This is a genomic window from Virgibacillus sp. MG-45, from assembly GCF_036409425.1.
Lineage (GTDB): Bacteria > Bacillota > Bacilli > Bacillales > Amphibacillaceae > LDC-1.
Window position 1 is genome coordinate 12,722 of sequence record NZ_JAXOFU010000015.1, and the last position, 14,686, is coordinate 27,407.

General features: G+C 39.2%; 13 protein-coding genes. 5 read left to right on the forward strand and 8 right to left on the reverse strand.

What is annotated here, in order from left to right; genetic code table 11:
- Positions 1 to 11 precede the first annotated feature (11 nt).
- Positions 12 to 2,354 (reverse strand): RNA polymerase recycling motor HelD, encoded by a 2,343-nt coding sequence (gene helD / locus SPK86_RS13975; RefSeq protein WP_330949645.1) that lies wholly within the window; start codon positions 2,352 to 2,354, stop codon positions 12 to 14.
- A gap of 517 nt (positions 2,355 to 2,871) precedes the next feature.
- Here helD and SPK86_RS13980 point away from each other — a divergent pair.
- Positions 2,872 to 3,297, forward strand: a complete 426-nt coding sequence (locus SPK86_RS13980; protein WP_284141397.1) for a YugN family protein — start codon at positions 2,872 to 2,874, stop codon at positions 3,295 to 3,297.
- Between the two features lie 71 nt (positions 3,298 to 3,368).
- Here the strand turns inward: SPK86_RS13980 and SPK86_RS13985 are convergent, their stop codons facing one another.
- Complete coding sequence (locus SPK86_RS13985) at positions 3,369 to 4,544, reverse strand: DHH family phosphoesterase (RefSeq protein WP_330949647.1); 1,176 nt, start codon at positions 4,542 to 4,544, stop codon at positions 3,369 to 3,371.
- Positions 4,545 to 4,682: 138 nt separating this feature from the next.
- On the opposite strand from SPK86_RS13985, the gene SPK86_RS13990 reads away from it, so the two are divergent.
- Positions 4,683 to 5,090, forward strand: a complete 408-nt coding sequence (locus tag SPK86_RS13990) for a hypothetical protein (RefSeq protein ID WP_330949648.1) — start codon at positions 4,683 to 4,685, stop codon at positions 5,088 to 5,090.
- Between the two features lie 180 nt (positions 5,091 to 5,270).
- Entirely contained in the window at positions 5,271 to 6,851 is a 1,581-nt protein-coding gene (locus SPK86_RS13995; protein ID WP_330949649.1) for a peptide chain release factor 3, read from the forward strand.
- 61 nt (positions 6,852 to 6,912) lie between these two features.
- Here SPK86_RS13995 and SPK86_RS14000 read toward each other — a convergent pair whose 3' ends face one another.
- The 3 genes from SPK86_RS14000 to SPK86_RS14010 form a co-directional block, all read right to left on the reverse strand.
- Positions 6,913 to 8,259, reverse strand: coding sequence for a TrkH family potassium uptake protein (locus SPK86_RS14000; RefSeq protein ID WP_330949650.1), 1,347 nt, complete (start codon positions 8,257 to 8,259; stop codon positions 6,913 to 6,915).
- 231 nt (positions 8,260 to 8,490) lie between these two features.
- Complete coding sequence (locus SPK86_RS14005) at positions 8,491 to 8,934, reverse strand: VOC family protein (RefSeq protein WP_284141440.1); 444 nt, start codon at positions 8,932 to 8,934, stop codon at positions 8,491 to 8,493.
- A gap of 149 nt (positions 8,935 to 9,083) precedes the next feature.
- Positions 9,084 to 9,998: a DNA-3-methyladenine glycosylase family protein gene (locus tag SPK86_RS14010; protein ID WP_330949651.1), complete on the reverse strand. Its 915-nt coding sequence runs from the start codon at positions 9,996 to 9,998 to the stop codon at positions 9,084 to 9,086.
- 136 nt (positions 9,999 to 10,134) lie between these two features.
- Between SPK86_RS14010 and SPK86_RS14015 the strand changes: the two genes are divergently transcribed.
- Both SPK86_RS14015 and SPK86_RS14020 read left to right on the forward strand, forming a co-directional pair.
- Entirely contained in the window at positions 10,135 to 10,695 is a 561-nt protein-coding gene (locus SPK86_RS14015; protein WP_284141391.1) for a bifunctional transcriptional activator/DNA repair enzyme AdaA, read from the forward strand.
- 48 nt (positions 10,696 to 10,743) lie between these two features.
- Positions 10,744 to 11,256 carry a methylated-DNA--[protein]-cysteine S-methyltransferase gene (locus tag SPK86_RS14020; RefSeq protein WP_284141390.1) on the forward strand — a complete coding sequence of 171 codons (513 nt, stop codon included), beginning with the start codon at positions 10,744 to 10,746 and terminating at the stop codon, positions 11,254 to 11,256.
- Positions 11,257 to 11,385: 129 nt separating this feature from the next.
- Here SPK86_RS14020 and SPK86_RS14025 read toward each other — a convergent pair whose 3' ends face one another.
- The 3 genes from SPK86_RS14025 to SPK86_RS14035 form a co-directional block, all read right to left on the reverse strand.
- The gene (locus tag SPK86_RS14025) at positions 11,386 to 12,309 is read right to left on the reverse strand and encodes a pseudouridine-5'-phosphate glycosidase (RefSeq protein ID WP_284141439.1); all 924 of its coding nucleotides are present in this window, start codon (positions 12,307 to 12,309) and stop codon (positions 11,386 to 11,388) included.
- A complete protein-coding gene (locus SPK86_RS14030) occupies positions 12,309 to 13,427 on the reverse strand; it encodes a carbohydrate kinase (protein ID WP_443089788.1) in 1,119 nt (372 codons plus the stop codon). Before SPK86_RS14030 ends, SPK86_RS14025 begins: the two co-directional genes overlap by 1 nt.
- A 186-nt stretch (positions 13,428 to 13,613) precedes the next feature.
- A complete protein-coding gene (locus tag SPK86_RS14035; protein WP_330949652.1) occupies positions 13,614 to 14,630 on the reverse strand; it encodes a serine hydrolase domain-containing protein in 1,017 nt (338 codons plus the stop codon).
- Between the last annotated feature and the right edge of the window lie 56 nt (positions 14,631 to 14,686).

A 14,686-nucleotide genomic window follows, 5' to 3' on the forward strand; every position in this document is an offset into this window, starting at 1 on the left:
ATTCCACAATTTTACGATTGACCTAAGTGCGTGTCATAAAAATTACGGGGTACTTCTTCTATAAATCGATTTGGTTTCCCTCTATAAAATAGTGTTAGTTCGTGCATTGCTCTTGTACATGCAGTATAAAACATTGATCTGTCAGATTCCTTTTCATATTGCACTCTAGAAGCATTTGGAATGACAACCGCATCAAATTCAATTCCCTTCGCTAAATAAACAGGAAGCACGAGCACGCCTTTTTCAAAGGCATATGTTTCCTCATTAATTTGCTTTATTGCAAGCGCTGGATAAAGTGCTTCATACATCATATCGCTCTCTTTTTGAGACTTACAAATAACTGCGATTGTCTCATGACCAATTCTTTGGTGCGCTTTTATTTGCGCAATAATCGCTTTTGTCCAAGCTGCTTCACTATCCACTTCGATAAGGAGGGGTTTCTTCCCTGGCCGGTTAAAAGGCTCAATCTCTTCTTTTTCAGGAGCAAAGCACTTTGTGAATTCCACTATTTCCTTTGTTGAACGATAGCTTTTTGTTAACGTGATTCGTTCATCATTCGTGCCTTCCTTTACAGCTAGCGGATTTTGCTTTGCTGTACTAGCATAGATTGCCTGATTCACATCACCTAATAATGTAATCCTTGTATACGGAAACTGCTGTACAATGTATGCATAATGAAATGCCGTATAATCCTGCGCCTCATCAATAACAAGGTGTCGAACAGATCGATCACCCACATCTCCTAGTATATTTCCTTTTAGATAGGCAAATGGTGCAGCATCCTCCCACAAAAGCTGACGCTTCGCAAGTGATGCTACCGTATATTCAGAAATCTCCTGCCAATCAAGTGGAGCTGTTGCTGGTTGCCACTGCGTAAATAACGCTTTAAAGGTTTTCCATACATGAACGAATGCAAGCTGATTAATTTGTTTTTTCAGCTTCGAGAAATATCGTTTTACAATCGCAATTCGTAGATAATCCTCTTCCAAGCTAAAATCGTCCTCATTTTCCTTCTGATTATAATAATACGCTTGTAAATAGTCTGCTTTATCCAATAGCTCCGCTTGCTCCATTACCCAATCCTTATCTTTTTCCAGCTTTTCAAAACGACGCAATTCCAGAAGCAACCATTTTCTGACGAGCTCGATTTTATTTGGAAGTAAAAGTTGATCATCTAACCCATAAAAATAAGACGCTATCGCTTCTTTCGAGATCAATATCTCCTTGCGAAAGACAATGTTTTTAAATTGTAGCCCTTCTTGCTTTAAGGAATGCAAATAATCATCAAGCAGCTCTTTAAAAGCAGGGCTTGACTTATAATCGATTATTTTCTTTCGCGTTTTTCGTTCTTGGTCATCCGCCGTCAATAGATCCTCTGTTTGTTGAAATGGAGATTGAACGGTTACCTTCTCTGTTACTTTTGATTCGATGTGTTGTAAAAATGTAACCTGGCGCACATTCGCCTCACCAAGCTCTGGAAGTACGTTCGCCGTATAGCTTGAAAATAACGGATTAGGAGAAAGTAGTACGACATTATCCGCATGCAGCTCTTCTCGATGACGGTACATTAAATAAGCAATGCGCTGTAAGGCGGCCGACGTTTTTCCGCTTCCAGCTACACCCTGTACAACTAATCGCTTACTTTTCTCATTACGAATAATTTTATTTTGCTCTTTTTGAATCGTAGCAACAATACTTTTCATCGTTGTACTCGCATTGTTCCCTAATGCTTGTTGTAGTAAGTGATCACCAATCGTAACTCCTGTATCGAACATCCCTTTGAGCTGACCTTGCCTTATGATGAATTGTCTTTTTAAGGTCATGTCTCCTTGTATTTCCATATCTACCGTTTGGTAGGAAGCCCTTCCTGGAGAAAAATCATAATATAAGCTCGCAATCGGAGCACGCCAATCATAAATTAAAAAATCTGTTTCCTCTTTATCCATAAGGGAGGCAATTCCAATATAAACCTTCTCCTCATCTTTCGTTCCGTCCTCTAAGAAATCAATTCGCCCAAAGTATGGGTTATCTTTTAGTCGCTTTAGTATAGTTAGCTCTTTCGCAATGTTTCCGTGTGTTCGCTCTCTTTCAGACAATAGCTCTGCTTGTTGCTTTATACTCGCCTGTGTTTCGATGATATCATCTGGATCATCTAGATTAACCGTAACATCCTCCCAGAAATCCTTCCGTAACTCTACGACACTACCCTTAATTCCACTCGCTCTGTCATATAGCTTTTTTGCTTTCTCGTCAATGACCTCGATAATTTGTGCTAATCGTTGTTGTTCCTCTGAACGCTTGACACCACCCTGATTCATCGTAGTACCCAACCCCTTTCCCACATTTTTGAGCATTGTTGTTGACTTCCAAAAACCAATTTGATATAATATAATTGGATAATTATATTATATATTTATAAATACATGTAACTTATTTAGTATACCATGGTTTCAAGCATCCGACAACCTGAATTAGCATGTAAATTCCGAGTCTGAGACCAAACATTTTTTCATACAAAAAATCCAAACGAACATTTAAAAGAATATTAATCGAACAGTTGAAACGGGTGAGACTCCTTCGGGAACAGCAACAGGGGAACGCAGACTAAAACCCTACGTCCTGTGGCAACGTCTGCGCTAGTACGTCCTGCAGGTCGAAAAATCCACTCGGAAAAGCGTACTATATTTTCCGAGTTAGTTGAGGCCGTGCCCGAGGAAAGCGAACCCATTTTATAATGATATTATTCGGAGTTTGATACAAATACGTTTGTTTTGTCTCAATCTCTTTTTTATTTCTATCTATCTTCCTCGTATAAATTATGCGCTAACCGTTTATTCTATTATGGAATAGGTGCATAGGAGGTAGATATTGTTGTTAAAATTAAAGACAGAGCTTGAAGGAAGAACGGCTTACTTCGGAGCAGCACACCACATGTTTACATCAAATGGATACACACTTTGTGGAAATTGGGAATATGATAAAGGTTCTTTTGACGGTATCTTATGGCGGGAACATGGCGAAACCATTTACATACGAATCCCATTCCATACGATTAACGGTTTGCTTGACGATTATGATGCATATATTCAATTTAACACCCCTTATGTTATTAAACATGTCGTAAATATTGGACTAGATAAGGATGAAAATTCCTTACTTACCGCAACAGGGATTAGTCAATTTCAGGAACCGCTAGACACTGATGGAAACATTCGAGATAAAAGCAAATGGGAACAAGATGGTGAAAAAGCCATTTCCTATATTGTAAAAACAATTGAGCGACTAGAAATTTCATGAAAATAATTGTGTAAAGACTTCTTTCTTAGTGGAAGAAGTCTTTTTTATTGTATACAGGTTCACTATCATTGCTATCTTTTCAAGGCAGCTTGTAAATATTGAACATATATATCATCAGATGCAAGCCATGCTCCGAAATGACGTTTCATATAGCTCTCGCCAGCCTCAAAGCTATCAAAACGATCCTTCAGCACACGATGATTTTGCGCAATCTTCCATGTTCCATCCTCAGATAGAGATAAAAATAATTCCCCCTCTTCCCGTGTCAGATACAATGTGCCAAACGATGCCTTTTTCACGTTAAAACGATTGCGTTGCGCATCTTCATGCAAGGGATCCAAATGGAATGCTTCGACAACAAACTCCTTAAACGCCGCATCTGTTAATCGACACCCCGCAGCTTTTACATGACCTCCTCCTCCAAACCGTGCCGCAATTTCCGCCACATCTATCGCATCATGAATCGTTCGAAAGCCTGCTCGTCGTGCCCCCATATTAACAATGACGATGTAATCTAAATGCGGATACTCTTTCCCAAGCCGATTTCCAACCTCTGAGTGATAGGATTCTGCATGTATGATACCTGCAAAATTTGATTTGATCTTTTTTTGAACAAGCTCACGTCTTTTTCGCCTTATATACCGTTCTATTTTTTGATCTTCCATATCAAGTAACTTTGTCTCAAACATATCAAATGCAAAATGGGCTTGTGTTCGAAGTCGTTCTACCATTTTCTCCTCAAACTCATCAATCGATACAAGGTAGAACAATGAATTCAAGCGAGCCGCTTCAAAGTTCGCGTTCTTTTCCCATTCCCATGTATCATATTGCCGTACAAGCTCGACGAATTCCGTTATCGCCTCTGTCTCCTTAAGCAACTGATGATCCAATAAATATTGATAAAATAAAGATGTTGCGGAACTATTTCTTTTTTCTTCATCCGCAACGATGACTGTTGCCCACTCATAATCATGCAAATGTAGTGATGTTTTATGATGGTCAAGTAATTTAACTTTCCCACCAGATTGGTAGTACGCCTCTAAACGCCTTTCATTTTCCGTATTGACGGATAAATCCGTTATGAATAACATCGTGTTTTGATCCGCTTTTTCCAAAAATGCTTCCACGTGCATGTTTATGCTTCCAACCGAGTGATAACGAACGCGTACATCCTCTTTAAATGCGAGCTTCGCTAGAATGCCACAGCCTACTCCATCTAGATCCGTATGTGATAATAATGTATACAATGCTTTCACCTCAACTCTAGTATGGGTCGAAGACTGCCAAATTATTGCCGAAAGGTTTAATTGAAGAAATATATCATAATCAGCCACTTTACACACAAAATAAGAAACAGTTTTTACAAAAAGGGGGTAAGTTAGAAGATGTTTTCCTTCCGTGGGGATGTACATAAGCTATATCGACAATTAAAACAAGCTCCCGATCAGGTTTCTCACCATAAGTTATTAGAAGAAACAAAGGAAATACAACAATTTTATGAAACGCTGGAAAGTAAAACATTAAAACGAATCTATTTCCGAATGGTGAAAGAAAATAATGGTTCCGGTATCATTCCTATTCTCGTTTCCGCAATCCCATGGCTGTTCTTCCTCTTTTCGGATAAGATACAGGAAATGCTCTTTAAGAATGGAAACATGCTCTGGATTATTTTTTGTAGTCTTTATTTAATACTGTTAACCGTTAGCACCTTCGTTCATTTCCGCGAAAAAGCGTGGGCTGCATTTCACATCGAGATTATACAAGATATTTTAAAAGAACGGCAGGACAAATAATCGCTCCTCGTTCAATTGCCTTCTTCCCCTAAGTGGTGATTGACTTCAAGCTATGGTGCGTGCTATCTTTTGAAAGTGTCAACAAATCGTATATAAAGGAGATTATACCGATGTAAATCATCTTTCCAATACGTATCAATTACCAAACACGACAAATCAAATAGATTGGAAGGAAAAAACATGCATTTACAGGATGAAGTGAAAAAACGAAGGACGTTTGCAATTATATCTCACCCCGATGCAGGGAAAACAACGTTAACTGAAAAACTATTACTTTATGGAAATCTAATTCGTTCAGCCGGAACGGTAAAAGGAAAAAAATCTGGCAAATATGCTACCTCGGACTGGATGGAAATTGAAAAACAGCGTGGGATATCCGTTACATCAAGCGTGATGAACTTTCCTTACCAAGGATATCAAATCAACATTTTAGATACTCCTGGACACGAGGACTTTAGTGAGGATACGTATCGAACATTAACTGCGGTGGATAGCGTCGTCATGATCATTGATTCGACAAAAGGAATCGAGGCGCAGACGATAAAATTATTTAAGGTTTGCCGGATGCGTGGAATCCCGATCTTTACTTTTATTAATAAGCTAGATCGCGAAGGAAAGGAACCGCTCGCGTTACTCGAGGAAATTGAAGAAGTATTAGACATTGAGACCTGCCCCTTAAATTGGCCAGCAGGAATGGGCAAAAGATTCCTGGGGATTTTTGACCGTCACCATGAGCAATTTGTCCAATTCAATGGCAATGAAGAAGAAAGCTATATTCCATTTACAGAATTAGACAATCATTCAGATCTTACAGCAAACCCAACCTTCCAGGATGCAAAAGAAGAGCTTTCACTTGTCGAGGAAGCTGGAGATGCATTCTCATTAGATGAAGTACTTGCTGGGGAACAGACACCTGTATTTTTTGGCAGTGCATTAGCACCATTCGGAATCCAAACGTTTTTCGATACGTTTGTCTCAATGGCACCAGCGCCAGGAGCAAGAAGATCAACGGCAGACATCATTCAGCCTGAGGAACCTGATTTTTCAGGGTTTATCTTTAAGATCCAAGCGAATATGAACCCAGCACATCGCGATCGTGTCGCGTTTCTTCGCATATGCTCAGGGAAATTCGAGCGTGGCATGGATGTGAAGCTGGCGCGAACAGGCAAGCAAATGAAGCTCTCTCAATCACAGCAATTTGTTGCTTCGTCTAGAGATACGATTGAGGAGGCATATGCTGGCGATATCATCGGCATTTACGATCCGAACATTTATCGAATTGGCGATACATTGATTAATGGAAAACGCACATTTGAATATGATGAAATGCCACAATTCCCGCCAGAGCAATTTAAAAAAGTTACCGCAAAAAATGTAATGAAATCAAAGCAATATCGAAAAGGTATTGAGCAGCTTGTGCAGGAAGGTGCTATCCAATTATTTAAGCAACATCATACAGAAGCATTTATTCTAGGCGCTGTTGGCGAGCTGCAATATGAAGTGTTTCAATATCGCATGAAGAATGAATACAACGTAGAGGTAATGCTGGAAACAATTGGCGAACGTATTCCTCGCTGGTTAAATCCCGAACAAGTGGATGAAACACTCTTTGACGAGCGAAATATGCTCGTAAAGGATAGAGATGGGCAGCCTGTTGTTTTATTCAAAAACGACTTTTCCTTACGTTGGTTCCAAGATAAGCATCCAACGATTGAGCTGATCGATTTATTTGAAGTGAATAAATATAATCAAGAATCATAATGAGGCTTAGCTATTTGGGGAATATAATTTATTCCCCAAGTTGCTTATCCACATGTAGAGATTATCCTACAATCACACGCTCTTTTGGAAGATGATATGCCGCTTCTTCTCTCCTGCGGTTAAAAAGATAAATAAAAGACAGGATTCCAATCCGACCAATAAACATTAACGCAATAATGACTACTTTACCGGCTGTACTTAGATCAGCTGTGATCCCCATCGAAAGCCCCGTCGTACCAAATGCAGAATTTACCTCAAAAATAATTTCCATTAGTGTGAAAGGTTCGGTAGCTGTAAGAATCATCGTCGCCACCATACAGATGAGCAATGCAAGAAAACCAACAACGACCGATTTCCGAATATCTTCTTCATGAAGCTCACGACCAAACACCCTTACATCCTTACTTCCTCGCGCAAAAGAAACAATGAGCAGCAGAATAACAGCAAATGTCGTCGTACGAATCCCGCCTCCAACAGAGCTAGGCGATGCACCTACGAACATAAGCAAACAGAGTGCCAGTAAGGTTGGCTCCGAAAATTGATTGACATCCATCGTCGCTAATCCACCATTTCTCGTTGTCGAAGATTGAAACAGAGCGTAAAAAAAGGACTCATGCCAGCTTTTACCTACAAAAAAATGATTAAACTCGAGCAGTAAAATAATAACCGTTCCAAAGACCATTAAGGAAAAGAAAGTAACTGTTGTTAGCTTTGTATATAACGAAAAATGAAAATGACCTTGACTTCTAGTTTTTAAAAAGTCTTTCACTTCAATTAAAACCGGAAAACCAATTGCACCTAATGTTAATAACAGAATGGTAACAATTTGAACAAAATAATCATCCGCAAATGGAATTAGTGAATTTCCCGTAATATCAAAGCCCGCATTTGTTGTCGCACTAACAGATGCAAACAACCCTTGCATATAGGCCTCCTGCCAAGTTGGGAAATACGTCAGAAAATACGTACCTAACACCATCGCGCCAAAAAATTCTATAATTAATATAATAACTAAAATTTGCTTCATGAGCTTTACAAGCCCAGACAAATTCGATTGATTCTGATCCGTTTTGATTAACTGCCTTTCCTTCATACCGATTTTCTTTCCAACCATTAACCAAATAAACGTACCTAAAGTCATGATTCCAATTCCGCCAAATTGTAAAATGAATAAAAAGAAAAAGATCCCTGTTGTACTAAGCATGTCTACAATAGGAACAGTAGATAGGCCAGTAACACTTACCGCACTTACCGCAGTAAATAGCACATCAACAAAAGACCAAGAAGCATCAGGCTTTAGCGCCACTGGTAAACTAAGCAAAGCTGTTGAAACAATCACAGCTAAAATATAAAATAACACAATTATTTGTGCTGGTTTCCAAATATTTTTCCTTAATAAATAGGCCAAAACAATTACTCCCTTAACGTTAAAATGCAATATAGCTACTGTATGAAATAGGATGCCCTTGCCTTTTAACTATACATTTATAAAAGAAAAAAATTCAAGAAGAAATAGGAACTTTCTTTGACAAAACCGGTGGAAACAAGTGGTTTTTTCTTTATTGAGAGATGCTGTGATAATAAATAAAACCACAGCCCAACTGACTGCGGTCATACATATAATGCCTCTTATATTCTATTATTGATCTTCAATAACAAGCATATTTGCATCGTCAAATTCCCAGTCTTCCCCATAAGCAACTTCCCAATAATAACCATCCAGATCGGTAAAATATCCGCCATAGCCACCCCAATCAAGCTTCTTAGGCGCTTTTTGAATCGTTGCTCCTGCTTGCTCGGCTTTTTGCATCACCTGATCCACTTCTTCCATCGATTTCGCATTGTAAGCTAATGTAATTCCTTGAAAACCTGTAGAAATCTCAGGTGGTGCCGCTTCATTAATATCCTTAGCAAGCTCCTGTAAAGGAAATAATGCCAGCCTCGTTCCTTCATTTCTGAAAAAGATGATAATAGGATTTTCTTCAGTCCCGCGAATCGACGTATCAAACCCAAGTTCCTTAAAAAACGCATGCGATTTGATAATATCCTTCGTCCCAAGGGTAATGAGATTTACTCGATTAATCATTGCTTTTCCTCCTTGAAAAATTGGTATATGGATAAAGTGAAGTTTCAGATTTTGATTAAAAATTTAGTAAATTTAGTTTACAGGAACCAATTAAAAAAGTAAATCATTAGCCAAATGTGAATGCATCCGAATGCGCAAGCTTATTTTCACATTTTTTCATAGAGCGATCTCCACAAATAAAAGGTAGCATAGCTTTTCCAATTTTCCCACGGGGCTCCCAATTGGATTAACTCCTCCTTCGATGGTTTCTTTTCCATTTCTCCTAGCTGCTTTACCGCATTTTGTAGTCCAACATCTGCAACCGGAAAAGCATCGGGAAAACGAAAGCAGCGCATGAGTACATAATGCGCTGTCCAAGCCCCAACCCCTTTTTGCTTTGTTAATTCATGCTCTGCTTCTTGAAGACTTGGTGAAGCTTGTATGTTTTCCTTCGATAACTCGCCACGAACCATCGCTTGTGCTACTCCAATTAAATACGCACTTTTATTTTGAGAAAGCTGTAATGACATAAGCTCATTAACAGACACATTACAAATCGCTTCAGGAGTCGGAAACAACCAGTATTGTGCTCCATTCCATTCGATTGCTTGGCCATATGTTTCCACGAATCTTCTTTTTAACTTATAAGCAAAGCGAAGATTAATCTGCTGCCCGATAATCCCCCAGCAAAGCGCTTCAAAGAAATTAGGAATCCCGATATTACGGAGACCATAATATTGATCGATCAGTGAATGCAAATAATCATCCGCTTTAGCCATTTCATAGAAGGGCAAAATATCGGTATCAAGATCAAACCAGTCTCGTACGAAGGAAGTTAGCTGTGCTTTTATCTTTTCGGAAGGAAAAATAGAGCCTTTTAATACACGAATGATCACGTTTCCATTCGTTGCTTCGCTCAATTCTATTAAAAAATATGCCTCTCCTAGGGCGATTGCCTTCCGTACATGATTACCTTGTATGTCATATGTACATTCATCACCACCCTCTGCAAGGTAAAGCAAGTTTTGTTCAAAGGAAAATGCTTTTGGAGCTTCTATTTGCCACGTCAATTCCTCGTGCATTCTGATTCCTCCCTTTTCTATAGTTGTATCATAATTATTGCCTGAAAAGTTTCACTATCTTGCTACGATATTCGGAAGCTATTCTGCTAATCAAAAAATGCAGGTATAATAGAAATAATAAAAGGGGTGAGACGAAATGTTTGCTTCATTAACAGAAGAACAATGGCATGCCATTATAACAAATGATGCTACTTTTGATAACACCTTTCTATATGGTGTAGGTTCAACAGGTATTTTCTGTCGTCCATCTTGCAAATCCAGAAACCCTAAAAAAGAGTATGTCAAAATCTTTAAAGATGCACAGCAAGCAATAGCAGAAGGATTTCGACCTTGCAAACGATGTAAGCCTTGTGATTTGCGGATGCCGGATGAGGATTGGACACTCAAAATCAAAGCCTATATTAACGAGCATTATGACAAGCCATTAACGCTGGCTCATTTAGCCGATCAGTGTCATGGCAGCCCCTATCATTTACAAAAAACCTTTAAACGAATCATGCATATATCCCCAATCGCTTATTTACAACGTGTACGAATAGCACATGCCAAGCAGGAGCTGGTGGAAACAGAAAAATCCATTGCAAATATCGGTGTAAACGTTGGGATACCCAACACCTCATATTTCATTACGTTATTTAAACGACAAACCGGAACAACACCAAAACAATTTCGATTATCCTTTCAAAAGGAAAGCTAACATACTTATAGCTTTTATTCCAGGATTGATACAGGAGGCGAAGGAAAAATGACCATCTATTGGACAACATTTCAGCAAGGGGAGTGGCGCTTTTATGTAGCAGCAACAGAGAATGGCATTTGCTATCTAAGTCCTCAGCATATAGCGGAAAGTGAAATGCATCCATTTTTGCAAAAGCAGCTACCAAACGAACCGCTTGAAGAAAATGAGGAAAAGCTGACATCGTATATTTCTGAACTACGTGAGTATGTTGATGGATCACGAAAGGAATTTAGCGCGCCGATTGATTTGTACGGCACCGCCTTTCAGAAACAGGTGTGGCAAGCATTGCAGCATATCCCGTTTGGCAAAACCGTAACTTACTCTGAAATTGCACATTCCATCGGAAATCCCCGTGCTGTACGTGCGGTTGCAGCAGCAATCGGTGCCAATCCGGTCTTAGTCGTGATTCCTTGTCATCGGGTGATTGGAAAAAACGGTGCATTAACAGGGTTCCGTGGCGGGCTAGATATGAAGGAAAAACTATTGCAGTTAGAAAGAGCAGAAAGTGTATCCTTGTAAACGGAAATGTACAGTTCAAAGCGCATTCCTCCTAAGAATGCGCTTTAAAAATGAGTCGCTCTCCATTATGCGAAATACGTTTATATAATTTTTTAAGGCCGTGGCCTTATTTTCAATATGATTTACCCATTAACCTTCTTGCTTCATTTGGTGGAATTGAACCGCTAGCTTTGCACCGACAACGGCATTATGCTTCACAAGCGCGATATTGGCTTCCAAGCTTTTACCACTAGTTAATTCTTTTACTTTAGCTAACAAAAACGGTGTCACTTCTTTTCCATGTACATTGTTTTTTTCCGCTTCTGCCAAAGCTTTTGATATCACTAAGTTAATCTCAGCTTCAGGCAAGGCGTGTTCTTCCGGAATTGGATTCGCAATGACCGCGCCACCATCCATATTCAAATCCCATTTAATTTTTAATGTAGAAGCAATACGATTGATGTCATCCGATCGGAAATTCACCGGGTACTCACTTGTTCTTGTATAGAAAGCAGGCAATACATCGGTCTGATAGCCGATAACCGGAACACCTTTCGTTTCTAAATATTCCATCGTTAATCCTAAATCAAGAATCGATTTTGCTCCAGCACATACTACAGCGACATTTGTTTTGCCTAATTCCTCTAAATCAGCAGAGATATCCATCGTTGTTTCTGCGCCACGGTGAACCCCACCTATTCCACCTGTAACAAAAATAGGAATATCAGCAAGCTCCGCGCAAATCATCGTTGCCGCAACTGTAGTTGCTCCTTTTTGTTTGGTAGCAAGTAAATACGTTAAATCGCGACGAGATGCTTTGGCAACATCCGTGCTATTCCCAAACGTCTCTAATTCTTCCTCTGATAAGCCGATTTTTATTTTACCATCCATAATCGCAATGGTTGCCGGGACAGCGCCTTGTTGGCGAATAATTTGTTCCACCTCACGTGCTGTCTTTACATTTTGCGGATAAGGCATTCCATGCGAAATAATAGTTGATTCTAACGCAACAATCGGTTTTCCTTCAGCCTTCGCTGCTTGTACTTCCTCCGAAAGTGAAATGTATGCTTTTATCATTGTAATTCCTCCATATCCTTTTGTAGTTGTGCTTCTGTCAGGTTTTGACGAACAGTAAAGGTAGATTCTAATGTTTTGGTTGCATTGGCAGTTCCTGCTTTTCCAATATCCTCAAGCGATTTTCCTTCTAGCCATGCGAAAATTACTGCTGAAGAAAACGCATCACCAGCACCAGTAACATCCGCGATTCTTTTCGGTTTACCGGAAGCCGTAAATCGAATGCCTTCTGCATGATTTCCAAGCATCGCACCTTGATTTCCATTTGTTACAACTACATTGGAGATACCTAGCTGAAGCCAATCGTTCACCGCATTTTCCCAGTCGGCCCTCGTTGTAAGCGCTTTCTTTAAATACGCCTCTGTTTCCTCTTTATTTGTAATTAACCATGTTACATGCTTTAGATTAGTTGGCATCCTGTCCATTTTTGGAGCCGAAACCGTAACAAGGACAATCGGAATTGCATGATTACCTGCAAATTCACAAAGCATTTCTAACGTGTTTTGTGGGATATTTAAATCCGCTACTAAACATTTCGCTTGGCTCATCACAGATGCATGCTGTCGAATAAATTCTGGAGTTATCCGTTCATACACATCCATATCAGCTAAAGCAAAGGTTAAATCGCCGTTGGCATCCAGTACAGCTGTATACGATCCGGTAGATTCATCGATAAAGCTTGCTACATAATCTAAATTCATGTAAGGAGAAGACGCCTTTTCAATAAAGGACCACTCCGTATCCGTACCAGCTGCAGTTAACAGCGTGGCATCCATACCAATCCTTCCAAGATTTTCAGCGATATTCCGTGCAACACCACCTGCACTCTGTTCCGAATGAATTGGATTCGATGTACCTAGCTGCAGCTTTTTCTTTGCATGAAACTTGCGGTCAACGTTCGCTCCGCCAATACAAAAGACTTGCTCTGATTCATTTAAAACATATGCTTTTCCTAAAATAAACCCTTTTTTGATTAAATCCGAAATCATATTTGCGATGGAAGGCCTCGATAAACCAAGTGCATTAGCTAATTCCTGCTGAGATGAATACGGATCGTTCTTAATCAGTTGATAGAGTTTTTTCTCCTTTTCATTTAAGGAATGCATCTTTTTCTCCAAACTGGAACACCTCCTCAAACATTTGTTTATTTTATAAACTTATGTTTATATTGTAACCTAAATATTTAATTTGGTCAAAAAAATAAAACTTTCGTAAAAGTTTATTCGTAGGTTTTATCCCAAAAAAAAAGAGCATTCCACTTGTGAATGCTCCTTGCCGTAACTCTTTATACAAAATTATTTAATCTACAAACACGCTATTACTGTATCCCCAAACGATCTAATATCCGATAAATAATCGTATCCAGGTGTAGAGCCAAAACTATTAAACATGCGAACTGCTACTAGATCATGCTTCGGAATAACCAATAATGCGACACTTGTATAGCCTAAAATTTGAAAGGAGCCTTTAGGCACACGTTCGCCAATTTCACTTTTCATCGCAGGCAAATCCTTTACAAACCATAAAAAGCCATTTTGGGGCAGTTCCTTATTCTTTAAGCTTGGTGATTGAAGTGATGTAGCTAGCCGAATGATATCTTCAGAAACTACTTGTCTCCCATTTATGAATCCCTGCTTCAAATGGATATAACCCCAATATGCAAGTTCTCTTGTCGATACATACATATTTTTCTTATCCCCGTCTGTACCTTTACTTGTTGACCAAAATTTATTATTGGGCTTCCTAATAACTTGCACCAACTGCTCATTCTGTTCATCATACCAACCGGTTTCTTTAAACTCTAATGGCTCAAATACGTGCTCACTAACAATTTGAGCAATCGTTTTTCCAGTCGTTTGTTCAACAATCTCTGCCAATAAATCAATATTTATGTCACGATATGCCCAGCTTTGTCCCGCAGCAAATTCTCGAATCTGTTTTCCTTCTTTGATGTTTAAACCATGGGTATGTGTAAGCAGGTGTCTAATCGTCATATTTTTATAAACGGCAGTGTTATGTATAGCTATATATTTCGTAACCTTATCATCAATACACGCTATATATCGATTCTGTACAGCATATGCAACAGCAAAGCCGATATAACTTTTCCGAACGGAAGCCACATGAAATTGAGAATCTTCTTGTATCGGTCTGGCATCAGGAGCTTTTGCATGTTTTCCCCAATACTGCTCTGTTACGATTTTATCGTGATGGATAACCATTATACCTGCACCTGAACAGTCCAAAACATTGGATGTGTCCTTTACATGTGCTACTAGAGGCTGGAAGCGATTATCTAATTTTGTCTCTATGATCATCATTTCACCTGTTTTCTTTAACCTCTTTCAATAACATCGAATTGTTAATTCTGAATATC